The 24108-nt window shown below is 38.6% G+C and carries 22 protein-coding genes; 20 read left to right on the top strand and 2 right to left on the bottom strand.

From position 1 onward, the window contains the following. Positions 1–2 precede the first annotated feature (2 nt). The 9 genes from AT726_RS04165 to AT726_RS04125 all read left to right on the top strand — a co-directional run bounded on the left by AT726_RS04165 (position 3) and on the right by AT726_RS04125 (position 11098). On the top strand, positions 3–1211 hold the full coding sequence (locus tag AT726_RS04165) for a murein hydrolase activator EnvC family protein (RefSeq protein ID WP_055275152.1): 1209 nt from the start codon (positions 3–5) through the stop codon (positions 1209–1211). Positions 1212–1434: 223 nt separating this feature from the next. Then, complete coding sequence (locus AT726_RS04160; RefSeq protein WP_068759126.1) at positions 1435–2859, top strand: S41 family peptidase; 1425 nt, start codon at positions 1435–1437, stop codon at positions 2857–2859. Between the two features lie 194 nt (positions 2860–3053). Next, positions 3054–5027, top strand: coding sequence for an excinuclease ABC subunit UvrB (uvrB, locus tag AT726_RS04155; RefSeq protein ID WP_055242722.1), 1974 nt, complete (start codon positions 3054–3056; stop codon positions 5025–5027). Between the two features lie 62 nt (positions 5028–5089). Beyond that, a complete protein-coding gene (locus tag AT726_RS04150) occupies positions 5090–6283 on the top strand; it encodes an L-serine ammonia-lyase, iron-sulfur-dependent, subunit alpha (protein ID WP_055305989.1) in 1194 nt (397 codons plus the stop codon). 79 nt (positions 6284–6362) lie between these two features. After that, positions 6363–7175, top strand: coding sequence for a hypothetical protein (locus AT726_RS04145; RefSeq protein WP_068759125.1), 813 nt, complete (start codon positions 6363–6365; stop codon positions 7173–7175). 126 nt (positions 7176–7301) lie between these two features. Then, positions 7302–8681 (top strand): 23S rRNA (uracil(1939)-C(5))-methyltransferase RlmD, encoded by a 1380-nt coding sequence (rlmD, locus tag AT726_RS04140; protein WP_068759124.1) that lies wholly within the window; start codon positions 7302–7304, stop codon positions 8679–8681. Between the two features lie 282 nt (positions 8682–8963). Continuing rightward, positions 8964–10145, top strand: a complete 1182-nt coding sequence (locus AT726_RS04135) for a pectin acetylesterase-family hydrolase (RefSeq protein WP_201023078.1) — start codon at positions 8964–8966, stop codon at positions 10143–10145. 183 nt (positions 10146–10328) lie between these two features. Further along, positions 10329–10730, top strand: a complete 402-nt coding sequence (locus AT726_RS04130) for a pyridoxamine 5'-phosphate oxidase family protein (protein ID WP_068759123.1) — start codon at positions 10329–10331, stop codon at positions 10728–10730. Then, positions 10730–11098, top strand: coding sequence for a winged helix-turn-helix transcriptional regulator (locus AT726_RS04125; RefSeq protein ID WP_068759122.1), 369 nt, complete (start codon positions 10730–10732; stop codon positions 11096–11098). Before AT726_RS04130 ends, AT726_RS04125 begins: the two co-directional genes overlap by 1 nt. Before the next feature lie 571 nt (positions 11099–11669). Here AT726_RS04125 and AT726_RS04120 read toward each other — a convergent pair. Then, a protein-coding gene (locus AT726_RS04120) for an IS3 family transposase (protein ID WP_144436949.1) occupies positions 11670–12817 on the bottom strand; the annotation gives its coding sequence in 2 pieces (ribosomal slippage) (positions 11670–12574 and positions 12574–12817; 1149 coding nt in all). Between the two features lie 307 nt (positions 12818–13124). Here AT726_RS04120 and AT726_RS13150 point away from each other — a divergent pair. From AT726_RS13150 to AT726_RS04090, 6 genes are all read left to right on the top strand, one after another. Next, positions 13125–13250, top strand: a complete 126-nt coding sequence (locus AT726_RS13150) for an NAD(P)H-dependent oxidoreductase (protein WP_237297203.1) — start codon at positions 13125–13127, stop codon at positions 13248–13250. Further along, positions 13232–13747 carry a flavodoxin family protein gene (locus tag AT726_RS04110; RefSeq protein ID WP_201023093.1) on the top strand — a complete coding sequence of 172 codons (516 nt, stop codon included), beginning with the start codon at positions 13232–13234 and terminating at the stop codon, positions 13745–13747. The genes AT726_RS13150 and AT726_RS04110 overlap by 19 nt, the downstream gene beginning before the upstream one ends. A gap of 140 nt (positions 13748–13887) precedes the next feature. Continuing rightward, positions 13888–14097 carry a hypothetical protein gene (locus tag AT726_RS12815; RefSeq protein WP_068759118.1) on the top strand — a complete coding sequence of 70 codons (210 nt, stop codon included), beginning with the start codon at positions 13888–13890 and terminating at the stop codon, positions 14095–14097. A gap of 96 nt (positions 14098–14193) precedes the next feature. Next, positions 14194–15099: a radical SAM protein gene (locus tag AT726_RS04100; protein ID WP_068759117.1), complete on the top strand. Its 906-nt coding sequence runs from the start codon at positions 14194–14196 to the stop codon at positions 15097–15099. 597 nt (positions 15100–15696) lie between these two features. Then, positions 15697–16311 carry a DUF6664 family protein gene (locus tag AT726_RS04095; RefSeq protein ID WP_068759116.1) on the top strand — a complete coding sequence of 205 codons (615 nt, stop codon included), beginning with the start codon at positions 15697–15699 and terminating at the stop codon, positions 16309–16311. A 117-nt stretch (positions 16312–16428) separates the two neighbouring features. After that, positions 16429–16683, top strand: a complete 255-nt coding sequence (locus AT726_RS04090) for a hypothetical protein (protein ID WP_068759115.1) — start codon at positions 16429–16431, stop codon at positions 16681–16683. Between the two features lie 225 nt (positions 16684–16908). On the opposite strand, the gene AT726_RS04085 is transcribed toward AT726_RS04090, so the two are convergent. Beyond that, the gene (locus tag AT726_RS04085; protein WP_082704876.1) at positions 16909–18168 is read right to left on the bottom strand and encodes an IS4 family transposase; all 1260 of its coding nucleotides are present in this window, start codon (positions 18166–18168) and stop codon (positions 16909–16911) included. A 288-nt stretch (positions 18169–18456) separates the two neighbouring features. Here AT726_RS04085 and AT726_RS04080 point away from each other — a divergent pair, with 288 nt between their 5' ends. From AT726_RS04080 to AT726_RS04060, 5 genes are all read left to right on the top strand, one after another. Next, positions 18457–19047 carry a helix-turn-helix domain-containing protein gene (locus tag AT726_RS04080; protein ID WP_068759113.1) on the top strand — a complete coding sequence of 197 codons (591 nt, stop codon included), beginning with the start codon at positions 18457–18459 and terminating at the stop codon, positions 19045–19047. A gap of 434 nt (positions 19048–19481) precedes the next feature. Beyond that, positions 19482–20708, top strand: coding sequence for a macrolide efflux MFS transporter Mef(A) (mef(A), locus tag AT726_RS04075; RefSeq protein WP_068759112.1), 1227 nt, complete (start codon positions 19482–19484; stop codon positions 20706–20708). Positions 20709–20821: 113 nt separating this feature from the next. Continuing rightward, entirely contained in the window at positions 20822–22285 is a 1464-nt protein-coding gene (gene msr(D), locus AT726_RS04070; RefSeq protein ID WP_068759111.1) for an ABC-F type ribosomal protection protein Msr(D), read from the top strand. Positions 22286–22516: 231 nt separating this feature from the next. Further along, the gene (locus AT726_RS04065; RefSeq protein WP_068759110.1) at positions 22517–23386 is read left to right on the top strand and encodes a nucleotidyltransferase domain-containing protein; all 870 of its coding nucleotides are present in this window, start codon (positions 22517–22519) and stop codon (positions 23384–23386) included. After that, positions 23367–24101: a class I SAM-dependent methyltransferase gene (locus AT726_RS04060; RefSeq protein ID WP_068759109.1), complete on the top strand. Its 735-nt coding sequence runs from the start codon at positions 23367–23369 to the stop codon at positions 24099–24101. The genes AT726_RS04065 and AT726_RS04060 overlap by 20 nt, the downstream gene beginning before the upstream one ends. The last annotated feature ends 7 nt before the right edge of the window (positions 24102–24108 follow it).

Genomic DNA, 24108 nt, shown 5'->3' with positions numbered 1-24108 from the left:
ATATGTCAAAAAAGATTTTTACAATGTTAAGTTTGGCTCTAATGCTTAGCTTAATTCCAAAGTTTTCTTTTACGGTAGATGCAGCTACTACATGTTCGACTAAACAAGAGTGTAATGACATTATTAGTGAGGCGCAAAGTCAGATTTCTGATTTAAAAAGTAAAGAGGCTGCTGTTCAAAAAGAGATTGATATTGTAGAAGGAGATATGGGTACAACGATCCAAAAAATCTCTGAAACAGAAACTGCTATTTCTGAATTTGAAAAGAAAATATCAATTAAAGAAAATGAAATCAAAAATAGTGAAAATGAAATCAAAAAATTAGAAAATGATATTAAAGAGCTTAAAGAAGTTGTTGCAGAACGTATGCGTGTTTCACAACGTTTATCTCGAGGAAATACTATTTTGCAAGTCTTATCTGAATCAGATAGCATCGTTGATTTTATTCGTCGATTACGTGTTGTTAATCACTTTGCAGAAAGTGATGCAGAATCAATGGATGAGCTAAGTTTATTAGTGAGTCAACAACAAGCGATGCTGGCTACTTTAAAGGTTCAAAAGCAAGAGCTTGCTGAGAATAAAGCTAGTTTAGAAGTAGAGCGTGAGACTCTAACAGCTTATCAAGAAAAGTTAGAACAACAAAAACAAGAATTAGCAAAACAAATGCAACAATTAGAAAGTGAACGTTTATCGGCAGCTGAGATTATCTCTATTGCTGAAGAACAAAAGAAAATTCTAGAGCAAACGCCACCTCCTCCTGTTTCAAGTGGAGGTTCATCTAGTAGCGGTGGTGTCATTAGTGGAACTGGATTTATGATTCCATTAGCAACAGGATATGTGAGCTGTGAATTCATGTGTTATCCAAATCATACAGGAATTGACTTAGCAAACTATGGTGATACATCAACCCCTGTTTATGCTGCACAGGCGGGAACGGTTATTCGTGCAGGCTGGCATAGTGCCTATGGAAACCATGTTATGATTACACATAACGTTAATGGACAGATTTTGACAACAGTTTATGCACATATGCATTCAGCTCCATATGTATCTGTTGGACAACAAGTATCAAGAGGAACACAGTTAGGTACAATGGGGAACACAGGTAATTCTTTTGGAGCTCATTTACATTTTGAGGTTTATGAAGGATATTATAATTATCCATACGCTGTTAATCCAAGAAACTATATCAGTTTCCCATCATCATGGTAGTAGAAAAAAGACATGTTATAACATGTCTTTTTTTTATTGTTTATGAAATTAAGTGATTATATCAAATAACCACAATATAAACTAATTTATTCCATTTTATAATCATGACAAAGAAAATAAAAATTGATAAAATAGAGATAATCCTATAAAGTCTACATTTTTTGGTATCGTTAGGAAATGATATAAAGGGTATAGAAGATATTCAATTAAAAGGAGTGATTGCATGAAGCGTAAGAGAGTATTGCAACTTGTGGGAAGCTTTTGTTTAGGAGCTGTTGTTACATTATTACTATCTTTAGTATTTCCAGCTAAAAGTCCAGATCAAACTATTGTTTCACCAGCTAATTATGGGGAGACAGCTTCAATTAACCAAGTATATGAAGCATTAAAGACATATCATTATTTTTATGAAGGTGACAGCCAATCTTTAATTGACGGAGCGATTTCAGGAATGATTGATGCTTTAGGTGATCCTCATTCAACATATTTTACGATGACAGATTATGAAAATTTTGTTGAGCACTTAGAAGAGACTTATTCAGGGATTGGATGCGAAGTAACGAATGTTAATGGGTATACAATGATTGTATCGCCATTTCCTGATTCACCGGCAGATGAAGCTGGAATTTTAGCAAATGATTTAGTCGTTGAGGTGGATGGAGAAAATGTAGTCGGTCAAAATTTACAAGAGGTAACGAGTAAAATTAAAGGTCCTGTTGGATCAACAGTGATCCTCGGAATTCAACGCAACGATAATCCTGAGTTAATTTCTATTGAAGTGACAAGACAAGCGATTGATCAAGAAACGGTTAAATCAGAATTAATTCCAGCTGGGGAAGACTTAATTGGATATCTTCAAATTTCAACTTTTGGAGAAAATACGGCGAATGAATTTAAGCAAGCGATTGAAGCTTTAGAAGAAGAAGGAATGACTTCTTTAATCGTCGATTTAAGAAATAATTCAGGTGGTTATTTAACAAGTGTAGTCGAGATGGTTGACTATATCCTTCCACCTGATCAAGTGATTACAACAATTGAATCTCGTGATGGTAGTGGAACAACATACAAAACAACAAGTGAAGGAAAAGATTATCCTGTTGTGACGCTAATTAATGAAGGTAGTGCTTCAGCTTCAGAAATTTTTGCCGCTGCGATGAAAGAGGCTGGCAAATATGATGTCATTGGAACGACGTCTTATGGAAAAGGGACTGTCCAAGTTTCGATGCCATTAGATGATCATTCTTCTTTAAAAATTACAACTCAAGTGTGGAAGACACCAGATGGAAATTGGATTAATGAACAAGGGGTAACACCAACGATTGAGGTAGAAGCACCAGAATTTTATTACTATTATCAAGTTTATTTAACAGACGGAGCACCACTTGAATTTGACATGGTAGATACAGCTATTAAAAATGCTCAAAATATTTTAAAAACATTAGGTTATAACGTTGGAAGAACCGATGGATACTTTGATGAATCAACTGTGTCAGCGGTGAAAGAATTCCAAGTGGATCATAGTATTGATGCAACAGGTGTAATTGATAATAAAACAGCGAGCGAATTAACATTAGCATTACGAGAAAAAATTCGTGATAAGCAGTATGATACTCAACTTCAAAAAGCAATTGGTATGTTGCAGCAATAATAAAAATAGGAAGATGATAAATCTTCCTATTTTTATTATGATGAATTCTTTAAGAATGGTTCATAGTAAGTGAGGAATGGTTTCTTTTAGCGCAAATCTTATTGTCTAAATTGACAAGAAAAAGGTCAGCGGTTAAGTAGATAGCGGTGGATTTTTAGATATGATATAATGGATTTAATGTGAGGTGACATTTAATGACAAATGGTAAGTTTCAGATTGTTTCTAAGTATGCGCCTTCAGGTGATCAACCAAAGGCGATTGATGAATTAGTTCATAATATAAATAATGGTGTTAAAGAGCAAGTTTTATTAGGAGCAACAGGGACAGGGAAAACATTCACGATTGCTAATGTTGTTCAAGCAGTGAATAAGCCAACCTTAGTCTTAGCGCATAATAAAACGTTGGCGGGACAATTGTATAGTGAGTTAAAAGAGTTTTTCCCAAATAATGCGGTTGAATATTTTGTCAGTTACTATGATTATTATCAACCTGAAGCGTACGTCCCATCATCGGATACGTTTATTGAAAAAGATGCAAAGACGAATGATGAAATTGATAAGTTACGTCACTCAGCGACTGCAGCACTTCTTGAACGTAATGATGTGATTGTCGTGGCTTCTGTTTCATGTATTTACGGGATTGGGGATCCAGAAGAATATAAAAAGATGATGGTTTCTATTCGTGTTGGAATGGAGATGGAACGAAATGATCTATTAAATGAGTTAGTTCGTATTCAATATCAACGTAATGACATTGATTTTCATCGTGGAACCTTCCGTGTACGAGGAGATATTGTTGAAATCTTACCGATTGCCACAGAAAAGAATGCAATTCGCATAGAGTTCTTTGGTGAGGAAGTTGATCGTATTCGTGAGATTGATACGTTAACTGGTGAAGTGTTAAGTGAACGTAAACACGTCGTTATTTTCCCAGCCTCTCACTTCGTGACGGGTGAAGAACGTATGAAAATTGCCCTTAAAAATATCGAAGATGAGTTAGAGGAGCAGGTTAAATACTTTGAGTCAGAAGGTAAATTATTAGAGGCTCAACGTATTGAACAACGTACACGTTATGATTTAGAAATGATGGCAGAAATGGGATTCTGTTCAGGTGTCGAGAATTATTCAGGACCCCTTTCTTTACGTGAGCGTGGAGCAACGCCATACTGTTTACTTGATTTCTTCCCTGATGACTGGTTATTAGTTGCAGATGAATCACACGTGACACTTCCACAGGTAAGAGGAATGTATAACGGGGATCGTGCGCGAAAAGAAACACTTGTGAATCATGGATTCCGTTTGCCTTCAGCTTTAGATAATCGGCCACTACAATTCAATGAGTTTGAAGACAAAATTCATCAGGCCATTTATGTATCAGCAACGCCAGGTGATTACGAATTAGAACGTACTGATCAAGTGATTGAGCAAATTATTCGTCCAACGGGATTACTTGATCCAGTGATCGAGTTACATCCAAGTCGTGGACAAATTGATCACTTAGTGGGTGAAATTTATAAACGTATCGAGAAAAATGAGCGTGTCTTAATTACGACCTTAACGATTAAGATGTCAGAAGAATTAACGAATTATTTAAAAGAATTAGGGATTAAAGTAGCTTATTTACATTCTGAGATTAAGACGCTAGAACGTATCGAAATTATTCGTGATTTACGTGTGGGAACGTATGATGTTTTAGTTGGAATCAACCTATTACGTGAAGGATTAGATATTCCAGAAGTTTCACTGGTTGCTATTTTAGATGCAGATAAAGAAGGGTTCTTACGTAGTGATCGTTCACTTATCCAGACCATTGGTCGTGCGGCTCGTAATGCAGAAGGACGTGTTATTTTATATGCAGATAAAGTAACTGGATCGATGCAACGTGCAATTGATGAAACAGCTCGTCGTCGTGAAATTCAGGAGAAATATAATGAAGAGCATGATATTATTCCAATGACTGTTCGCAAAGATGTGCGAGATGTGATCCGTGCAACTGAAGTGGTTGAAAAAGAGGCGAAGTATGATAAGAAAATGTCTCGTAAAGATAAAGAAAAGTTAATGCAAAAACTTGAAAATGAAATGAAGGAAGCGGCAAAAGCGCTTGACTTTGAAACAGCAGCAACACTTCGTGATGCAATGCTTGAATTAAAAATTGAGTTAGGCTTATAATAGAGTTAATAGGAAGATAAATGTGGCAATGAGTCACTAAAGATAAGGAATGAGATAAATCTATGGAAAGTTTACGTGAGTTATATAAAGTAGGAAATGGGCCATCTAGTTCACATACGATGGGACCTGCTCGTGCAGCAAAAGTATTTATGGGACGTTATCCTGAAGCGACGTCTTATGAGGCTGTATTATATGGAAGTTTAGCTGCAACAGGTGAGGGACATTTAACGGATTATATTATTATTAAGACAATGGATCCAAAGCCAGTAAAGATTACATGGCGTCCAGAAGATTTCCGTCCCTTCCATCCAAATGCAATGCAGTTCATTGCTTATAATGAAGCGAATGAAGAAATCGGAACATGGACGGTTTATTCAGTAGGTGGAGGATCGATTATTGAAGAAGGCCAAGCTCGTGATGAGGTTGAGAGTGTTTACCCAAATACAACGATGAATGAAGTATTAGACGTGTGCAAAGAAAAGAACTGGACATTAGCTGATTATGTTTATGCTTATGAAGCAGATATTAAACCTTATTTAGAAGAGATTTTAGCTGTGATGCGTGAAAGTTTAATGAATGGATTAGTTTCAGAAGGAACGTTACCAGGAAAGTTAAATTATCCACGCCGTGCGAAACAATTCTTTGAACAAGCAAAAGCAAATCCAGAAGATTTATCTATTTTAATTTATGCGTATGCTTTAGCAGTTTCAGAGCAAAATGCGTGTGGAGATGTGGTAGTTACCGCTCCAACGTGTGGAGCTTCTGGTGTTTTACCAGGTGTTTTATTTGCTTTACAAGAACGTGAAGGATACAGTGATGAGCAATTAGTTGACGCGTTAGCTGTGGCAGGACTTGTAGGGGATTTAATCAAAACAAATGCCTCTATCTCAGGGGCAGAAGTTGGATGTCAAGGTGAAGTGGGATCGGCTTGTTCAATGGCAGCGGCAGCTGTCGCATTCTTAAAAGGAGCATCTAACTTACATTGTGAATATTCAGCAGAAATCGGGCTTGAACATCATTTAGGAATGACATGTGACCCTGTATATGGATATGTACAAGTACCATGTATTGAACGTAATGCTGTTGCAGCAAAACGTGCGTATGATGCTGCAAAATATGCGATGTTAACAGATGGTTATCATACGATTACATTAGATCAAGTGATGCAAACGATGAAAGAAACGGGGCATGATTTAATGGCAAAATATCGTGAAACAGCTCAAGGCGGGCTTGCGAAACATTTTGCAGAATGCTAATAGACTAGGATTTATGAGGTTTTAATGGTATAATAGAGGATACTTAAAGTGAATGAACAACAGTAAAGGAAGTGACTGTATGGCAAATGAAGAAGCTAAGAAACCAAGCAAAAAACGTAATGTAACGAAAAAGCAAGTTGTTTTATATAGCTATATCGGAGTTTTGGCAGTTGTAACGGTCTTATTCGGTTATAATGTTTTAAAATATTTTTACTTAGATCCTCTAAAGGTTGCGGGGCAGTCGATTTACGGTTATCGTACCGAGAACTTGCAACCTATTACTGATTCGATGATTTCTAACGCTGAACAAGTAGGTGCAAGCCAATCAGGTGTAAAAGAAATAAAAGTGACGGTTCAAGGACCAGTTGTCTATTTTGATGTACGCGTTAATGATGGAGTTGATGTGGAGACGGCACGTGCTGCCGCCGAAGCAGCAGCAACTGAGTTTTTAGCACAAGCAGGGGATGTTGCTAATGGTTACACCGTACAACTTGTTGTTTCATCAGGTGATATTAAAACATTAGTGGAGACAAATCGTGAAGAGGAATTAGCTTATTATAAAGAACATCGTCTTGATATTGTAGAAAGAATTGTCGCGCAAGCAGAGAAATATCCAACTGCAAAAAATATTGAGCGTGCTCAAAATAATATTAATGTCATGCCGAAGGACTATAATGAAAAGACTGGTCAGTATGAAGCACGATATCCTGAGGAGAAAGCAGCATTTCAAGCACGTATCGATGCTTTAACACCATTAACAGCTGAGGAAGAAGAAGAATTAGGTGAAATTCCGTATTTAGAGGTGGATCAATCGATTAAACCAACAAATATTTCACCTTATCCAAGCTGGGGTGCTTACGATACAACAACAGAAACATTTGAATGGCAATAAAGGATGGGGAGACTAATAGTCTCCCTCTTCTTATGAAGAATTAAAATAGAAGTCTCAGTAATTGTTAGACTTTAATACTATAACTAAAAATGTAAAAATACTTTTTGTATATATAGGTGATAAATGATGGCGAAGAAAGTAGTACCAGTTCAAAAGAATGAATATTATGATGTGAAAATTGAAAGTTTAACACACGATGGATTAGGTGTAGCACGTGTGGATGGATTCCCAATTTTCGTATCAAATGCGCTAGTTGGCGAAGAGATTAATATGAAAGTGACACTTGTTAAAAAGACATACGCGTTCGGACGCGCCGTTGATTATTTTGTGACAAGTCCTGAACGTGTCGAGCCTGCATGTGGTATTTATAAACAATGTGGTGGTTGCCAAGTTCAACATTTAAGTTATGAAGGACAGCTTCAAATGAAGCATGATACAGTGGTTAACCAATTAAAACGTATTGGGCATATTGAAGATGCAAATGTATTACCGACCATTGGAATGAAAAATCCAAGTCGTTACCGTAATAAAACACAAGTACCATTTGGTTATGCTAATGGTGAAGTGGTAGCAGGATTTTATCAAAAACGTAGTCATGAGATTACGAATATGAAGTCGTGTTTAATTCAAACGGATATTTCAGATCAAATTGTGGATACCATGCGTGAGTTATGTCGTGATTTAAATATTGATCCTTATAATGAGTCATTAAATTTAGGAGTGTTACGCCATGTTATTGTTCGTGTTGGATTCAAGACAGGCGAAATCATGGTAACACTTGTTACTCGTACAAAAACTATTCCGAACATTGATACTGTGATTAAAACTTTAGTCAACAAGTATCCACAAATTAACAGTATTGCTCAGAACATCAATCCAAAAGTAACAAATGTTATTTTCGGAGATGAAACAAAGATTTTATATGGAGAGCCATATATTTATGATGAAATGAATGGAATTCGATTTGCGATTTCACCACGTTCATTCTATCAAGTAAATCCAGTACAAACTGAAACGTTATATTCAAAAGCAGTAGAATTTGCAGGATTAACAGGAAATGAAGTCGTATTCGATGCCTATTGTGGAATTGGAACAATCACGTTATTTTTAGCACAACATGCTAAAGAAGTTTATGGCGTTGAGATTATTCCTGAAGCCATTGAAGATGCGAAGATGAATGCAAAGTTGAATGGCTTTGATAATGCGCAATTCGCCGTTGGAAAATCAGAAGATGTAATTCCAATGTGGATTGAAAATGGTATTATTCCAGATGTCATCGTTGTCGATCCACCTCGTAAAGGATGCGATAAAACATTACTTGATACTATGTTAGAAGCGAAACCAAAACGTATCGTTTATGTATCATGTGATTCATCAACATTAGCTCGTGACTTAAAAATCTTAATTGATGGTGGATATAATCTAGAAGTCGTTCAGCCAGTCGATATGTTCCCACAAACAAGTCACGTTGAGACGGTAGTCTTGATGTCAAGGAAAACTACATAGGAGGCTCGAAAGCCCTTGAAATAAGGCACTTTCCGGGTTTCCGCTGCTTCGGTCAGGCTTGTGCGGCAATCGCTCCGAGGGAACTTATCCAAGAATGACTCCGGTCGGCAAATGTGAGGGTTGAGTTGCCGAGTTAGATGTCAGAGGGTTGAGTTAGTGAGTTAGATGTCAGGGGTCTTGAGTGTTCGAGATAGATGTTAAATAAAAAAGAAGCTCCCAACTACCGAATGCCATCGGCGACGGGGAACAGGAAAAATATAACAAGTGGAGAGTGTTAAGTTTATGAAAAAGATAATGAAAACAATACTGAAGGTACTCGGCATCATTCTTGCCATCGCAGTTGTCCTTTCAGTCGTTGTCTATTTTACTGTTCTGCAGTATCCGAATCTGAAAGAAGATCCAAAGGTTGGAAAATGGTACCGCCTTTCCACCAGTGAAATGAAGAGCTCGGAGGGCAAGGAGTATCATGCGCTCTTCAAAAAAGGCAGTGAAAACAATGTGCTGGTCTATTTTGCAGGCGGCGGTGTGAGTGTCGACGAGAAGACTGCAAGGAATGATACCTACAATACTGTACTTGTCTGGCCGGACATGCTGGCAAACACAACCATGAATATGGGAGGATTGGCCACGAATATCGACGGTAATCCGCTGAAGGGCTGGACAGTCATTATGTTCCCCTATGCGACAGGAGATTTTCACTGCGGTACCGGCGAATTCCGTTATACTGATAAGGACGGCAAGGAGAAGATCCTGTACCATAACGGCTATATCAACTTTACCGAAGCCATGGATCTCGTTATGGAAAAGGCAGGCGTGAGCGATCCCGAAAACGTCATTGTGACCGGATACAGTGCAGGCGGCTGGGGTGCGTCGATCCTCGCTGAAGATGTGTTCGCCAAGTATTTCCCAAATGCAAAAAACAAGACCGTTCTGGTGGATTCCTCTGTTGCTCTGTTTGATGACTGGAAGGACACGGCAATCAACGTGTGGAAAACGCCGCAGCATATCACAGACAGGATCAACAGCAACAACATTACGCTGGATGTACTGACTGCGCTTCATAACGATATACCGGAGGCCAATATCCTGTTTGACTGTTCGACCAGAGACGGAAGCCTTGCGCAGGTACAGCGGTATTTTTCCACAAAAGAGATCGACGAGACGACCGGGGAGATGCCTGTGAACGAGGATGATGGCGATGCCTTCCAGAAGACGCTGAAGGAATTTGTGCTGAAGCTGAAGGAGCAGGCGGATGCCCACGTTTATATCTTCGATGGAAAACCTTGGTACGAGGAAGGCAATAACCTGACTTCTCATACGATCATTTCGGTTCCATACGTATTTGAGCGACAGAACGATTTTGATAAATCCGTTTGTGAATGGCTGATCGATGCGCAAAACGGCACCTATGCCGATTATGGAATAGAACTTCTGGATAAAACCTACGAGAAGATAGCAGATTAAATACTTAGGAGAATGAACTGTCATAACAAGCCTCCCACACAGCCGACAAAGCATCGGCTGCGGGACGGTATCTTCTGTGATACTTAGTATCATAAAAAATCGTACTTGAAAGATTTGATTAACGGTCGTATAATTGAACTGGTTCAAATAAATGACCAATAAATAATTAAGGAGATCATAACCATGACAAATGTTGAAAAAATCAGCGAGTTCCTAACACAGGCAAAAGTTTTCACCTTCCTTACCGTTGATAACGGCCAGCCCAAAGGTCGTCCTTTCTGCTTCCATCTTGTAGATGGAGATCGTATTTACTTCGGAACAGGCACCTTCAAGAATTGCTTCAAGCAACTTAGCGCAGATCCCCATGTTGAAGTCATGGCTGTAAACGGCGACAAGTTTATGCGCTATGACGGTCTTGCAAAGATCGTTAAGGATGATGCGCTTCTTGCAAAGGTTCATGAGGCTATGCCTCAGCTCATGGAAACTTACGATAAAAACGGCTGGGAGATTGCGCTTTTCTATCTCGAGAACGGTCATGCTGAAATTCGCGGATCATTTGAAGTAGAGGAAGAGTTTGATGTGTAATGACTGATGAGTTTAAGTTTGACACATCACAGATAACCACGCTGGATGAACGTTTCGGCAAATGTCCTTATGCGACTGCGCAGAGTCTGATATCCGGAAAATGGGCTCCGTCTATCCTGCTTTATCTGTCCGATGGACCGATAAGGTTTAATGAATTGCAAAGGCGGATGCCCAAAATTACTCACGCCACCTTGTCCGTGCAGCTTAAATCTCTTGTAGAGAATGGACTTGTAGAGCGGACACGGTATGAGGATATCCCTCCGCATGTCGAATATTCTCTGACAGAAATAGGTGAGAAATTCAGACCTGTGCTCGATGCCATGCAACACTGGGGGATGGAATATATCGAGTACATGAAAGAAAAATAAAACACAGATATTCAAATGAAGTCGAGCGGTAGTGATGACTGAACTTAGAGACACAGCTTGCCAGAGGAACCCAGCGATTGTCGAGCCATCGGCGAAGACAGAGCTGCAGGTTCCGGGACGGCAGACGGTCTGTCTGATGTCTCGCATAAAAGATTGAGGTGTGAAAAAGCCTTGATTTAAGCCATTTCTGAACGGTGACATCTATCCTAACGCCTAAGCACTCGCTGTAAACGGAAACATCTCAACCGGATTTTTACGAAAATCGGAGGTATAGTTTAGACCTCGATTTAGATGTCGCCCATTGAGACAGTGATTTAGATGTCAGGGCAGAGTTGAGTGTGTGAGATAGATGTCGGGCAAAATCGGCGGAGGGTATGTTTAGACCTCGGATTAGATGTCGGGTGTTGAGTTGCCGGGATAGATGTCGGCGGAGAAATGATGATTTTTCGGGTGAAAAGATACGGAAAAATATAAATGACCGTTTACTAACACCTGAATCCGTGAGATTGGCTGCTTTCAAAAGACAGTTTGGTCTTATGTCAATATTTTAGACACAAAAAGTCAAACTTTTTTATGCTGCACTTCTAGCTAGTAATTTACATTGATCTGGAGTCATGTAATTAATAGAAGAGTGTAGCCTTTTTCTGTTATACCAACCTTCAATATATTTAAATATAGCTACATTAGCTTCTTCGAAGGTACGATATGTATTTCTATAGATTTCTTCCTTCTTTATTGAAGAATGAAAAGATTCAATGCAAGCATTGTCATACGGACAACCTTTTTTGCTAAATGATTGTATAATATTAAATTCTTTACATAGTTCTTTTAAATCATTACTTGTGTATTGAGATCCTAAGTCTGAATGGAATATTAAAGGTTTATTTTTATCAGGATTCTGGCTGTAATAAGCATTTTTTAAAGCTTTAATAACTAAATTATTTGTCATTCTTTTACCAAAAGCATAGCCAATTATTTTTTTAGAATGCAAGTCAAGAACTGAAGCTAAATAGCACCAACCATCTTTGATAGTATGAATATATGTAATATCTCCTACCCATTTTTCATTAATAGAAGTAGTTGAGAAATTTCTCTTTAAAACGTTTTCTAACCCTTCTGCTACTTTCTTATTAGAATGAGGCTTGTATTTTTTTACAGTCACTGCACAAAGGCCAAGTTCAATCATTTTTCTTTGAACTCTCTTCAAAGATACATTAAAGCCTTCTGTAACAAGTATATGATGAATCCTCGGAGCTCCATATATTCCTTTATTAGCTTTGTATATTCTACTAATAGCTGCTTTTAATTCCTCATTTTCTAATTGTCTTGCTGATTTAGTTTTATCAAAAAATTTATAATATGTACTCCTGGCTACGCCTAGAACGGTACACATAGTCTTGATATCATGGTTGCTTTTATTAGAATCTATAAATTCTATTACTTTGTCTAATTTCTTGTTGCAAATATGGCCATAGCTTTTTTTAATATTTCATTTTCCTCTTTAATTCTTGCCATTTCTTTTTTTAATTCTTTAACTTCTTTTAATGTCATAACTTCATTCTCATCTACTTTAATTTCTTTTACATCTTTAATCCAGCCGTTGATTGTTGATTTTGCAATGCCATATTCGCTACTTAGCTCTGCTAAGCTCATTCCTGACTTAAATAAGTCTACTATCATATCCTTATATTCTTGATCATATCTTCTGCCCTTTCCCATAATGGACACATCCTTTCTTAACTAAATATTATTTTACTTAGTTCGACTTAATGTGTCCACTACTTTATACTAACACCAGTTCACTTCAGAATCGTATCGCGTATTTTTAGAAGAACAGGGATTTGAGATTGTAGATTATCAGTTATTCGATGGCCGGGTTCCGTGTCAAGTAGCGGTAATCAAGAAGCGGAATTTGAAATAGTTACAGGATTACATTTGCGAATTTTGATTTGCAGAACATAACAAGCCTCCCACACTGCCGACATTCCATCGGCGGCGGGGAGCGGATGATAAGGAGTATACCAATATGAAAGTTATTATATTAAACGGAAGCCCGCGCAAGGGTTGGAACACCGATCTACTGCTCAAAGAAGCTGAAAAGGCGCAAGGGATGCCGGAGCAGAAACTGAGTACATCAATCTTTATGATCTGAAGTTCTCCGGCTGCAAGAGCTGCTTTGCCTGTAAAGTGAAGGGTGGAAAAAACAATGGAGACTGTGTTGTGAACGACGACCTTAAACCTGTTTTACAGGCAATTGATAGCGCGGATGCTGTTATACTTGGCTCTCCGATCTACTTTGGAGATATTACAGCTGAGAGCAGGGCTTTCTTTGAGCGTTTTATGTTTCAAGTTCTCAACTATGAAGGCCCGGCATTTATGGACAGCAAGAAGAAAATCGGATGCATCTATACAATGAATGCGCCGGAATCCTATGTTGCGGACATTGCCGGGAAGTACGAGATGCTGTTCGGACTGTTCCATCAGCATGTTGGCTATGTGGCAGCTACAGAGACGTTGCAGTCGGATAAATATGACAGGTTCTACGTAGGAGATGCGGCAAACGAAGCTTATAAAAAGCAGCGCAGAGAGACAGTATGGCCTGAGACAATGGAGCAGGCATATGAGCTTGGGAAAAAGGTCGCATCGTGAAGCGGGTCGTTGTTTTGAACGGTTCCAACAGCAATAAAGCATATACCGCAGCGATGGTCGGGCGTTCACAGAGGGAGCCGAGTATGCCGGACATCAGGTGACCGAATTTCAGGTGGCGCACATGGATATCCACGGCTGCCTTGGCTGCTACCGGGCACGCAGGGCTTGAGCATCTGAGCCGGAAATCTACAGCACTCCTGATGACCTATCGTGGCGGAGGCGCACAGGCTGCCCAGACCTGGTATGCTGTCTGGAAATTCATCATCGGCTGTCAGGATCTTGGACAGGTGATTGGCTTTGAAGATCAGAAATTGCAGGAAGCATACCAACTTGGGCTGAGTATCCGCTAAATCAGAAAATAACAAGCGCTAACACTGCCGACATAAACAACTCAATAATGTTTCCGTGAAGGAAAAGTTAAACGAAATCGAAAGGAGAATAAGATAATGCATTTCACTGAACCGCTATATAGCAATCCGATGATACGTCCCATACCACTGCTGGAGGTGACGCAAGGCTGTACGCACAACAAGTGCGCATTCTGCAACATGTACAAGAGTGTACGTTTCCGCCCAAGCCCTTCCGAATGGGTGGAGGCAGATATTAGAGAACTTGCTGTGCGTAACCCGGGAGCTACTCGGCTCGAACTGGTGGGTGCGAACCCCTTCTGCCTTTCGTTCGAGCGGCTTGATGCAATTATGGATTTGATCAACGAGAATTTGCCGAAGGTGTCATGGGTCGGCTGCGCAGGGCGCGTGACCGATGTGCGAAACAAGACGGTCAATGAATTGAAGATGCTCAGGCAAAAAGGTCTCGCTGCAGTATGGCTGGGCGTGGAGAGTGGTGACGATTGGACGCTTGAGCGTATGAACAAGGGTTACACATCCGCAGATATTCTGGAGCAGACCGCAAGACTCGATGAAGCTGGCATCAGCTACTGGATGACATTTTTGAACGGTGCAGCCGGTACATCACACAGCCGCGAGCATGCGATCAACTCCGCAAAAGTTTTCTCCGCCTGCAATCCCGTGCTTGTCGGATGTGCCGGTCTTGTGCTTTTCGGTGACACCGATCTTGCAGCCCAGGCGGAGCGCGGCGAGTTCGACCCGCTGGATGAACGCGGACTGCTTGAGGAACTGAAGCTCTTTGTAGAGAACCTCGAATGCGATCCGGTTACATTTATGACCGCTCATACCAGCCCGGCGAGCCTGAACGGTACAGGCATATTCGGCGGAGACGGCACCACATTCCAGGATCATAAGGCTGAAATCGTGTCCGAGATGGAAAGCTCACTGACGTATACCGACTTCGACCGACAGGGGCAGGCCCGTGCTATGAAACGATCACTATAAAAAAATCAAGAGGAGGAATAAACTTTCGGATTAACAACAGGTTTGTTCGTGGACAAATTCCCTCAAAGCGGTTTTTCTGGACAAGTTCTAAAATCAAAAAATCAGCAACCTCTGACATCAATCGGCACGTCCCAAGGCATGTGGAGACGGTTGTTCTTCTGTCAAAAGTAAAGTAATTCAGGACTGAAAAAGCCCAGAAATAAAGGGATTTCGAGAGTTTACCGCAGTTGACATCCTCCCGGAAGCCCTTTTCTTTTTGCTTTGACGATAGTCCTGTAGTCTGGGTTTTGATAGGGTTGAGACAAGAAACTACTTTTTGGGCTACTGAGACGATAGGACTATTGTCAGTATGAGTCGTAGAAATAGTCCTACATCACGCAAAAAGTAGAGCATAACTTTAGTGATATTACATACTCGAACTGACTGGCTGTCGTTATGTGTATACGATAGTTGTGCGGTCTGGTGCAGGTTTTGATGCGTAAAGTCACCAATATCCTCCCCCTATTTTTCAGTACATCTGATGAATTGCTATTTTACCCAAAAGTGATATAGTTCTATAACTGACAAAGGCTATTAGGCAGAAAAGAGGGGTTAATTATGGTAAATAAACAGGATTCATACTGGATGGAATGTACACTTGACGAAACAGTAGATCGGAAGGTGTGTGAGCATTTGAGAGGACACCACGCAGAGTATCGTAACGCAAAACAGAGAATAATGGAATTGCTGGAGCAGTATCCGAATGTACATGCCGTGTTTGAGACGGAGGATGGGGTTACGCTGACAGCAGAAGAACATGAGATATTACACACATATTTTGAACTGGAAGATAGAGTGGAAATGATAGAGAGAGAATATCATTTCTATATGGGGCAGTCCATGATGTTTTCCTACGGAAATATGCTTGCAAAATTGAAGAAAGAAATCATGAATCCGGAAGAAGGAGTAACAGGCCATCTTCTGGATTTTTTCATAAAAACAAGAGCGGATGAGTTGGAAAATGAATTAATAGAACAGAATCAGCAGTACCGGGAAGCGATTGACGAGATTAAGAAATACGAAGAAGAGATACAGAAATTGAACCTTCCCAAAGCGGTGAGAGTTCAAATAGACCGTTATGTGAGTGCAGTAAACTGGCGGTGGGTACTATGCTGGGATTTTCTATACAGATCGGGTATGAAGGATATATTGCTTCTTTTCGAGAACCGATAAAATTGTGCACAGTTCTAGCTTTGCATTTTTGTGACAATTATGTGGCCAGATTGACCTTCTATTGCCTGTAATCAAAGCGAATATACAACCTACCAAAACGAAATGGAGGATTTGCAGATGAGCAGAGATTGGACGAAAGAAGAACTGAACGCAGCAAGCGAGCTGATGGAGCATAATGGTCACATGGGATTTGAGAAATTCTGCCAAGCTATACCTGGAGATACCTTAACGAGAAGTTTGGCTAAAATGAACACATTTTTCTGGGATTTTTTGGCGGTTTTCCCGTATCGAATTTACTGGATATCTGTGCGGTTTCGAGCGAATATGTACCTACCAATTGAAGGAGGAAATGCATATGATTTACCATTTTAATGTAAGTGGAACAGACCGCAAGAACTTAGTAAATGCCATTAGCGGGTTCCTTAGCATGGAAGCTAAGTACCTGGGTCAATGTCAACAACTTAACAGACTATAAAAAAATTATCAACCTAAAAAAGTTGATGATTTTTTGAGCTTTATCAGGGTTTTTGTGAAAAATGGGTAGTCTTTCCCCCTCCCCAAATCAGATATTGATTTTAGTCATCAGATGATTCGTTTTTATAGGTTACTTTTCAACGGTCGTTTAATCGATCGTTTCTTTTTATCAATGTTTTTACGTTTAAAGCTGCGGCCAGGCCTAATGGGAACACGAGAATGTATGGCATCTTCTATGATTTCATTCAATAATTGTTCTCGTTTACTATCGTTCTTTTCTAATAAGCATTTCACTAAACGATTTTTCAAGTGACCTATCAACATACTTTCATTGACTTGGTAGTTGTATTTTAGATCTTTTTCTCGATTCATCTCTCGAATGGATTCATCGGCGATAACTTTTGAAATCGCCACCAGATGAGATAAGAACATCGTCGCATAGAAATCCTGTTGCACTGAGATTAATGTTCGCCCTGAAAAGTTTTCAAGTTTCAGTTTATTTTTAATGGTATTATATTTCGTTTCGATGGGCCATCTTTTAAAATATAGCTCCATAAATTCTGATTTTTTAAATTGATTTCTTCCGACATTCGTTACAAGGACTTCGATTTCATTAGAGGGAAGTTTTAACTTTATGATTCGAACTTTATAAGTTTTCTTTTGATAACTAAGATCCATATAATAATCTTCTTGTGTCGATTCATCAATTAATTGACTGAAACTTTTTTGAACTCTCATTAGAAACTTAATCTTTTTCTCACTTAACATCGCAATAAGTTCTTTTGAAGGGTAACCACGATCAAAAATAATTAAATCCTTTTTTCGCTTATACGCTTCGAAGACTTCTAGGTGTCTTTTGGCAAGAACTCGCTCGCCTACGGCATACGAATCCATCTGAGCATCAATAATCATCCCCTCATTTACATCACATAAAATTGAAACTCTTGCTTTACAATTTTGATTATGTTTCTTCTGACCATAGACTTCGATCAATTCTTTAGTTGGTTCTAAATGAACTTCAGTTGAATCAATCGCAAATAGACGATACCCATTCCAGCGCACACTTTCCTCATCTTCCATCAATCCTTTGACTGTTAATTCAAATAAATATTTAAAAGCTTCGGGGCTGATTTTTTGACGAGCTTTAGAAAAAGCTTGTTGGCTAATCCGTTCTTTGATCGTCATAAAATCAAAAAATTGATTTAACTCTGCTTGGGTTGATTTAGATAAAAAATTAAGAATAAATACGACTAGATTCACAAATGTCAACTTCCTTTTCCTTGTAAAATATCTTTCAGACAGTCTAAACTGATTTAAAAATTCAATACTTAGTATTGTATCATGAATTCCTTTGGTGATTTTAATGCCTTGTTGCCTTCTCATGAAAAAAACTCCTTAATACTTAGTCTAAAGTTAAGTATTAAGGAGTTGAGAAACTAATTCAAATAAATTGCATGATTATGTTTAGTACTAATCATTTTTCTTAAGTTGTTGACATTGATCCAGTTCCTAGCTGCAGCCATTGGACAGGATAAGGAGGCCATCCGAGAACTTTACGGTGCTGAAAATACACTGGATATAACCGATTTGAAGCAGCTTCCAGCAAGGTTGGTACAAATAATCGCAAGGTTCATGTAGTATGATATACTAAAGAGAAATGGAGGTGGTGGCATGGACTGTGTGAAAATAGGCAATTTAATTGCCAAGCTACGAAAGGAAAAAAAACTTACCCAGAGAAATATTGCAGATGCACTGGGTATTCAAAATAAAACTGTTTCAAAATGGGAATGTGGTTTAGGATGTCCTGACCTATCGCTGTGGCCAGAACTATCTACTATTTTGGGTGTTGATATGAAACAGATGATGGAGGGTGAAATCACATCAAATAAGCCGGACAGCGGCAATATTGATAAAGTACGTTTTTACGTCTGTCCTTCCTGTGGAAATATTTTGGTGAGCACAGGAAGTGCCTCTATCTTCTGCTGCGGAAGAAAGTTAGAACGTATCTTGCCTACTGTTGCAACTATTGCACCAAAAATCACGGTAGAGGAAATAGATACTGATTACTTTGTCACTTTTGACCATCCAATGACCAAAGATCATTATCTTTCTTTTGTGGCCTGTGTTAAAAGTGACAGAGTATTTCTAAATCGCTTGTACCCAGAACAAAGTCCAACTTGTAGGTTTCCTATAACTACCGGTGGCAAACTATTTGTTTATTGTATTAAGCATGGCTTATCGGTATATTCAGGTAATCTATAATTAAATCAATATTATCTTCCTGAGATGTATATGTTTGTTGTACTGTCCGTGGCTTTTTTCAATTTTAAACGTTGCTTAAAACAACTTATTGTGTTAAAATATATGCTGATACAAATAAGAGTTTAGGAGGAACCGAAACTATGACAGCCTCAATGCGTTTAAGATAAGCTGGCAATAAAAAAAGCAGAATCTTATCCCCGATGATAGGCTTTTTTGTTGTGCTTATTTATACGATATTGAGCATTCATTAGTTACGGTGAGATATAAGTTATTTAACTATACCTTTATTTAACTATGTCTTTAATATGAATGTTTCCAAATTGTATGTATGCAGACCAAAAGCCACATTGTGGATTTAGGCCTGCATTTTTTATTGCCTAGAATGCTATTCAAAATAGAAATTCAAGCAAAATAATATGCAGGAGATAATATAAATGGAAAAATACAACAATTGGAAACTTAAGTTTTATACAATATGGGCAGGGCAGGCAGTATCATTAATCACTAGTGCCATCCTGCAAATGGCGATCATTTTTTACCTTACAGAGAAAACAGGATCTGCGATGGTCTTGTCTATGGCTTCACTAGTAGGTTTTTTACCCTATGCGGTCTTTGGACCAGCTATTGGTGTATTAGTGGATCGTCATGATAGGAAGAAGATAATGATTGGTGCTGATTTAATTATCGCAGCAGCTGGGGCAGTGCTTGCTATTGTTGCATTGTATATGGAGCTACCTATCTGGATGGTTATGGTAGTATTGTTTATCCGTAGCATTGGAACGGCTTTTCACACCCCGGCTCTCAATGCGGTTACGCCACTTTTAGTACCAGAAGAACAGCTTACGAAATGTGCAGGCTATAGTCAGTCTTTGCAGTCTATAAGCTATATTGTTAGTCCGGCGGTTGCAGCACTCTTATACTCCGTTTGGGAACTAAATGCTATTATTGCCATCGATGTATTGGGTGCTGTGATTGCATCTATTACGGTAGCAATTGTACGTATTCCTAAGCTGGGTGATCAAGTGCAAAGTTTGAAACCAAATTTCATACGAGAAATGAAAGAAGGAATGGCTGTACTACGGCAAAATAAAGGATTATTTGCTTTATTACTCGTTGGAACATTATATATGTTTGTTTATATGCCCATAAATGCTTTATATCCTTTAATCACTATGGAATATTTTAATGGTACACCGATGTATATTTCTATTACGGAGATTGCTTATGCCTCTGGTATGTTGATAGGGGGTCTATTATTAGGGTTATTTGGGAATTACCAAAAGCGAATCTTATTAATAACGGCATCCATTTTTATGATGGGGATAAGCTTAACCATTTCAGGATTACTTCCCCAAAGTGGATTTTTCATATTTGTAGTCTGCTGTGCAATAATGGGGCTTTCGGTTCCGTTTTACAGCGGTGTGCAAACAGCTCTTTTTCAGGAGAAAATTAAGCCTGAATATTTAGGACGTGTATTTTCTTTAACTGGAAGTATCATGTCTCTTGCTATGCCAATTGGGTTAATTCTTTCTGGATTCTTTGCTGATAGAATCGGTGTAAATCATTGGTTTTTACTATCAGGTATTTTAATTATTTGCATTGCAATAGTTTGCCCAATGATAACTGAGATTAGAAAATTAGATTTAAAACAAAATTCATAGGAGGGCCATTTTTATGTATTTAATTTTCATGTAATTTTTCCTGCTAAAATCGCAGGGTTTTCCCTGCGTACAAGCAAATGAAAACATGCGATTATAGACAGGAGGAAAATGTTATGGAATTGATATTAAAAGCAAAAGACATTCGTGTGGAATTTAAAGGACGCACTTGTTTAGATATAGATGAATTAGAAGTGTATGATTATGACCGTATTGGTTTAGTAGGAGCAAATGGTGCAGGAAAAAGCACGTTACTCAAGGTACTTTTAGGAGAATTAACTCCCCCAGGATGTAAAATGAATCGTCTGGGTGAACTTGCCTATATCCCTCAGTTGGACGAAGTAACTTTGCAGGAGGAGAAAGATTTTGTACTTGTGGGCAAGCTCGGTGTTGAGCAATTAGATATACAGACCATGAGCGGTGGTGAAGAAACAAGACTTAAAATAGCACAGGCCTTATCGGCACAGGTTCATGGTATTTTAGCGGATGAACCTACGAGCCATTTAGACCGTGAAGGAATTGATTTTCTAATTGGACAGCTAAAATATTTTACAGGTGCACTGTTAGTTATTAGCCATGACCGCTATTTTCTTGATGAGGTAGTAGATAAAATATGGGAACTGAAAGATGGCAAAATCACTGAGTATTGGGGAAACTATTCTGATTATCTTCGTCAGAAAGAGGAAGAACGCAAGAGCCAAGCTGCAGAATACGAACAATTTGTTGCGGAACGTGCCCGATTGGAAAGGGCTGCGGAGGAAAAGCGAAAACAGGCTCGTAAAATAGGACAGAAGGCAAAAGGTGCTTCAAAGAAAAAAAGTACTAAAGGCGGAGGGCGTTTAGCTCATCAAAAATCAATAGGAAGTAAGGCAAAAAAGATGCATAATGCCGCTAAATCCCTAGAACATAGGATTGCGGCCTTAGGAAGTGTAGAAGCTCCAGAAGATATTCGTAGGATTCGTTTCAGGCAAAGTAAAGCATTGGAGCTCCACAATCCATATCCTATTGTCGGTAAGGAAATTACTAAAATATTTGGAGATAAGGTACTGTTTGAAAATGCATCTTTTCAAATTCCGCTTGGAGCAAAAGTGGCTCTAACTGGTGGTAATGGAACAGGTAAAACAACGTTAATCCAAATGATCTTAAACCATGAAGATGGAATTTCTATTTCACCTAAGGCAAAAATAGGTTACTTTGCACAAAATGGTTACAAGTACAACAGTAATCAGAAAGTCCTGGAGTTTATGCAGGAGGATTGTGATTACAATGTTTCAGAAATCCGTTCCGTGCTAGCATCAATGGGGTTTAAACAAAACGATATTGGAAAAAGTTTATCTGTTTTAAGCGGCGGCGAAATTATGAAATTATTGCTAGCTAAAATGCTTATGGGTAGATATAACATCTTACTAATGGATGAACCCAGCAACTTCCTTGACATACCAAGCTTAGATGCTTTGGAAATACTAATGAAGGAGTATGCCGGAACTATAGTGTTTATCACCCATGACAAACGGCTGCTTGATAATGTGGCTGATGTGATTTATGAAATCAAAGATAAGAAATTAAACTTAGTCCGATAATTAATTTACTTTTCGTATTTGACAGATCGTAAGTAGGCCAGTGAAAGAGGTTATTGATTTTATCTAAACGTTAAGTAGGTTAGACCTCTAATCAGGGAAAATAAGGCCTTCAAGATGAATTTTGAAGGCCCCCTTTCCATAGAAATATACGTAAAGCATAAGGAACACATGGCAAAAAAGGCGTTTCTCAGCATGGGATATAGCTTTTGATATTGAAAGGAGTGATTCAGTATGATAGATAATATTATTCAATCAGTGACAGAAAAATTATCCTCTTTGCCTTATATAGAAGGCATCGTATTAGGGGGTTCCCGTGCAAGAGGTACCCATACAGAGGATTCTGATATAGATATCGGAATCTATTACAAATCAGAATCATTTGACCTGACAGCGATTAACCAAATTGCTACAGAGTTGGATGATGAGAATAGAAACGACCTTGTTGTACCTCCCGGAGCGTGGGGTGATTGGATTAATGGCGGCGGATGGTTAGTTATAAACGGGTATCATGTTGACTTGATTTTACGTGATATAAAACGGGTGGAACAAATAATCAAAGATACGGAGCAAGGAATTGTTACTGCCAATTATCAGACTGGGCATCCCCATGGTTATATAAGTGCTATGTATCGTGGAGAATTGGCGATCAGCAAGATACAATATGCTAAGAATGAACGCTTATGCGAATTAAAAAATCAGGCAGAAATTTACCCTGGTGCTCTAAAGAAGAACTTGATAAACTTTTTTATATTTGAAGCAGAGTTCTCTTTAATGTTTGTAAAAGCAAATGCGGGAGCAGAGGATAAATATTATATTGCAGGCCATGTTTTTCGTATTATTTCATGCTTAAATCAAGTACTATTTGCATGCAATAATGCTTATTGCATTAACGAAAAGAAAGCTATAAAACTGCTTGAAACTTTTGAACATAAACCTGAAAAATATACCGAGAAGGTAAATCATATTTTTGAAGTACTCGGTATCTCACTTTTTGAATGCTACGACATGACCGAGAAGCTTTATAATGAAGTGAATGAAATTGTATCGGAGATAAATAACTTTTTAAACGAGGAGAGTTCAGATGAAAGAAAACAAATATGATGATAATATATTTTTTCAAAAATACAGTCAAATGAGTCGCTCGCAGAAAGGACTGGCTGGTGCGGGAGAATGGGAGACTTTGAAAAAGATGCTACCTGATTTTAAGGGTAAGCGTGTGCTTGATTTAGGATGCGGCTATGGATGGCACTGTATATATGCGATGGAAAACGGTGCTTCCTCTGTAGTAGGTGTTGATATTTCTCATAAAATGCTCGAAGTAGCAAAAGGAAAAACCCATTTTCCACAGATTGAATATGAATGCTGTGCCATAGAAGATGTGGATTTCCTAGAGGAGAGCTTTGATGTAATACTAAGTTCGCTTGCGTTTCATTATGTAGCAGACTATGAGAATTTAATAAAAAAGATATATAGGATGCTGAAGGCTGGTGGCAATTTAGTTTTTACAGTTGAACATCCTGTTTTTACTGCTCATGGAACACAAGACTGGTATTATAACGAAAAAGGAGAAATACTGCATTTCCCGGTGGACAATTATTATTATGAGGGCAAACGGACAGCTATGTTTTTGGAAGAAAAGGTTACAAAATATCATAGAACACTGACCACATATCTAAATACACTGCTTTCAAATAGTTTTATAATAAATCAGATTGTGGAGCCACAGCCGCCAGAGAACATGATGGATATTCCGGGGATGGCGGATGAAATGCGACGCCCAATGATGCTGATTGTATCGGCAAAAAAGAAGATGTAATAATATA

This window comes from Turicibacter sp. H121, assembly GCF_001543345.1.
GTDB lineage: Bacteria > Bacillota_I > Bacilli_A > MOL361 > Turicibacteraceae > Turicibacter > Turicibacter bilis.
This window is presented reverse-complemented; position numbering and strand designations above follow the sequence as displayed.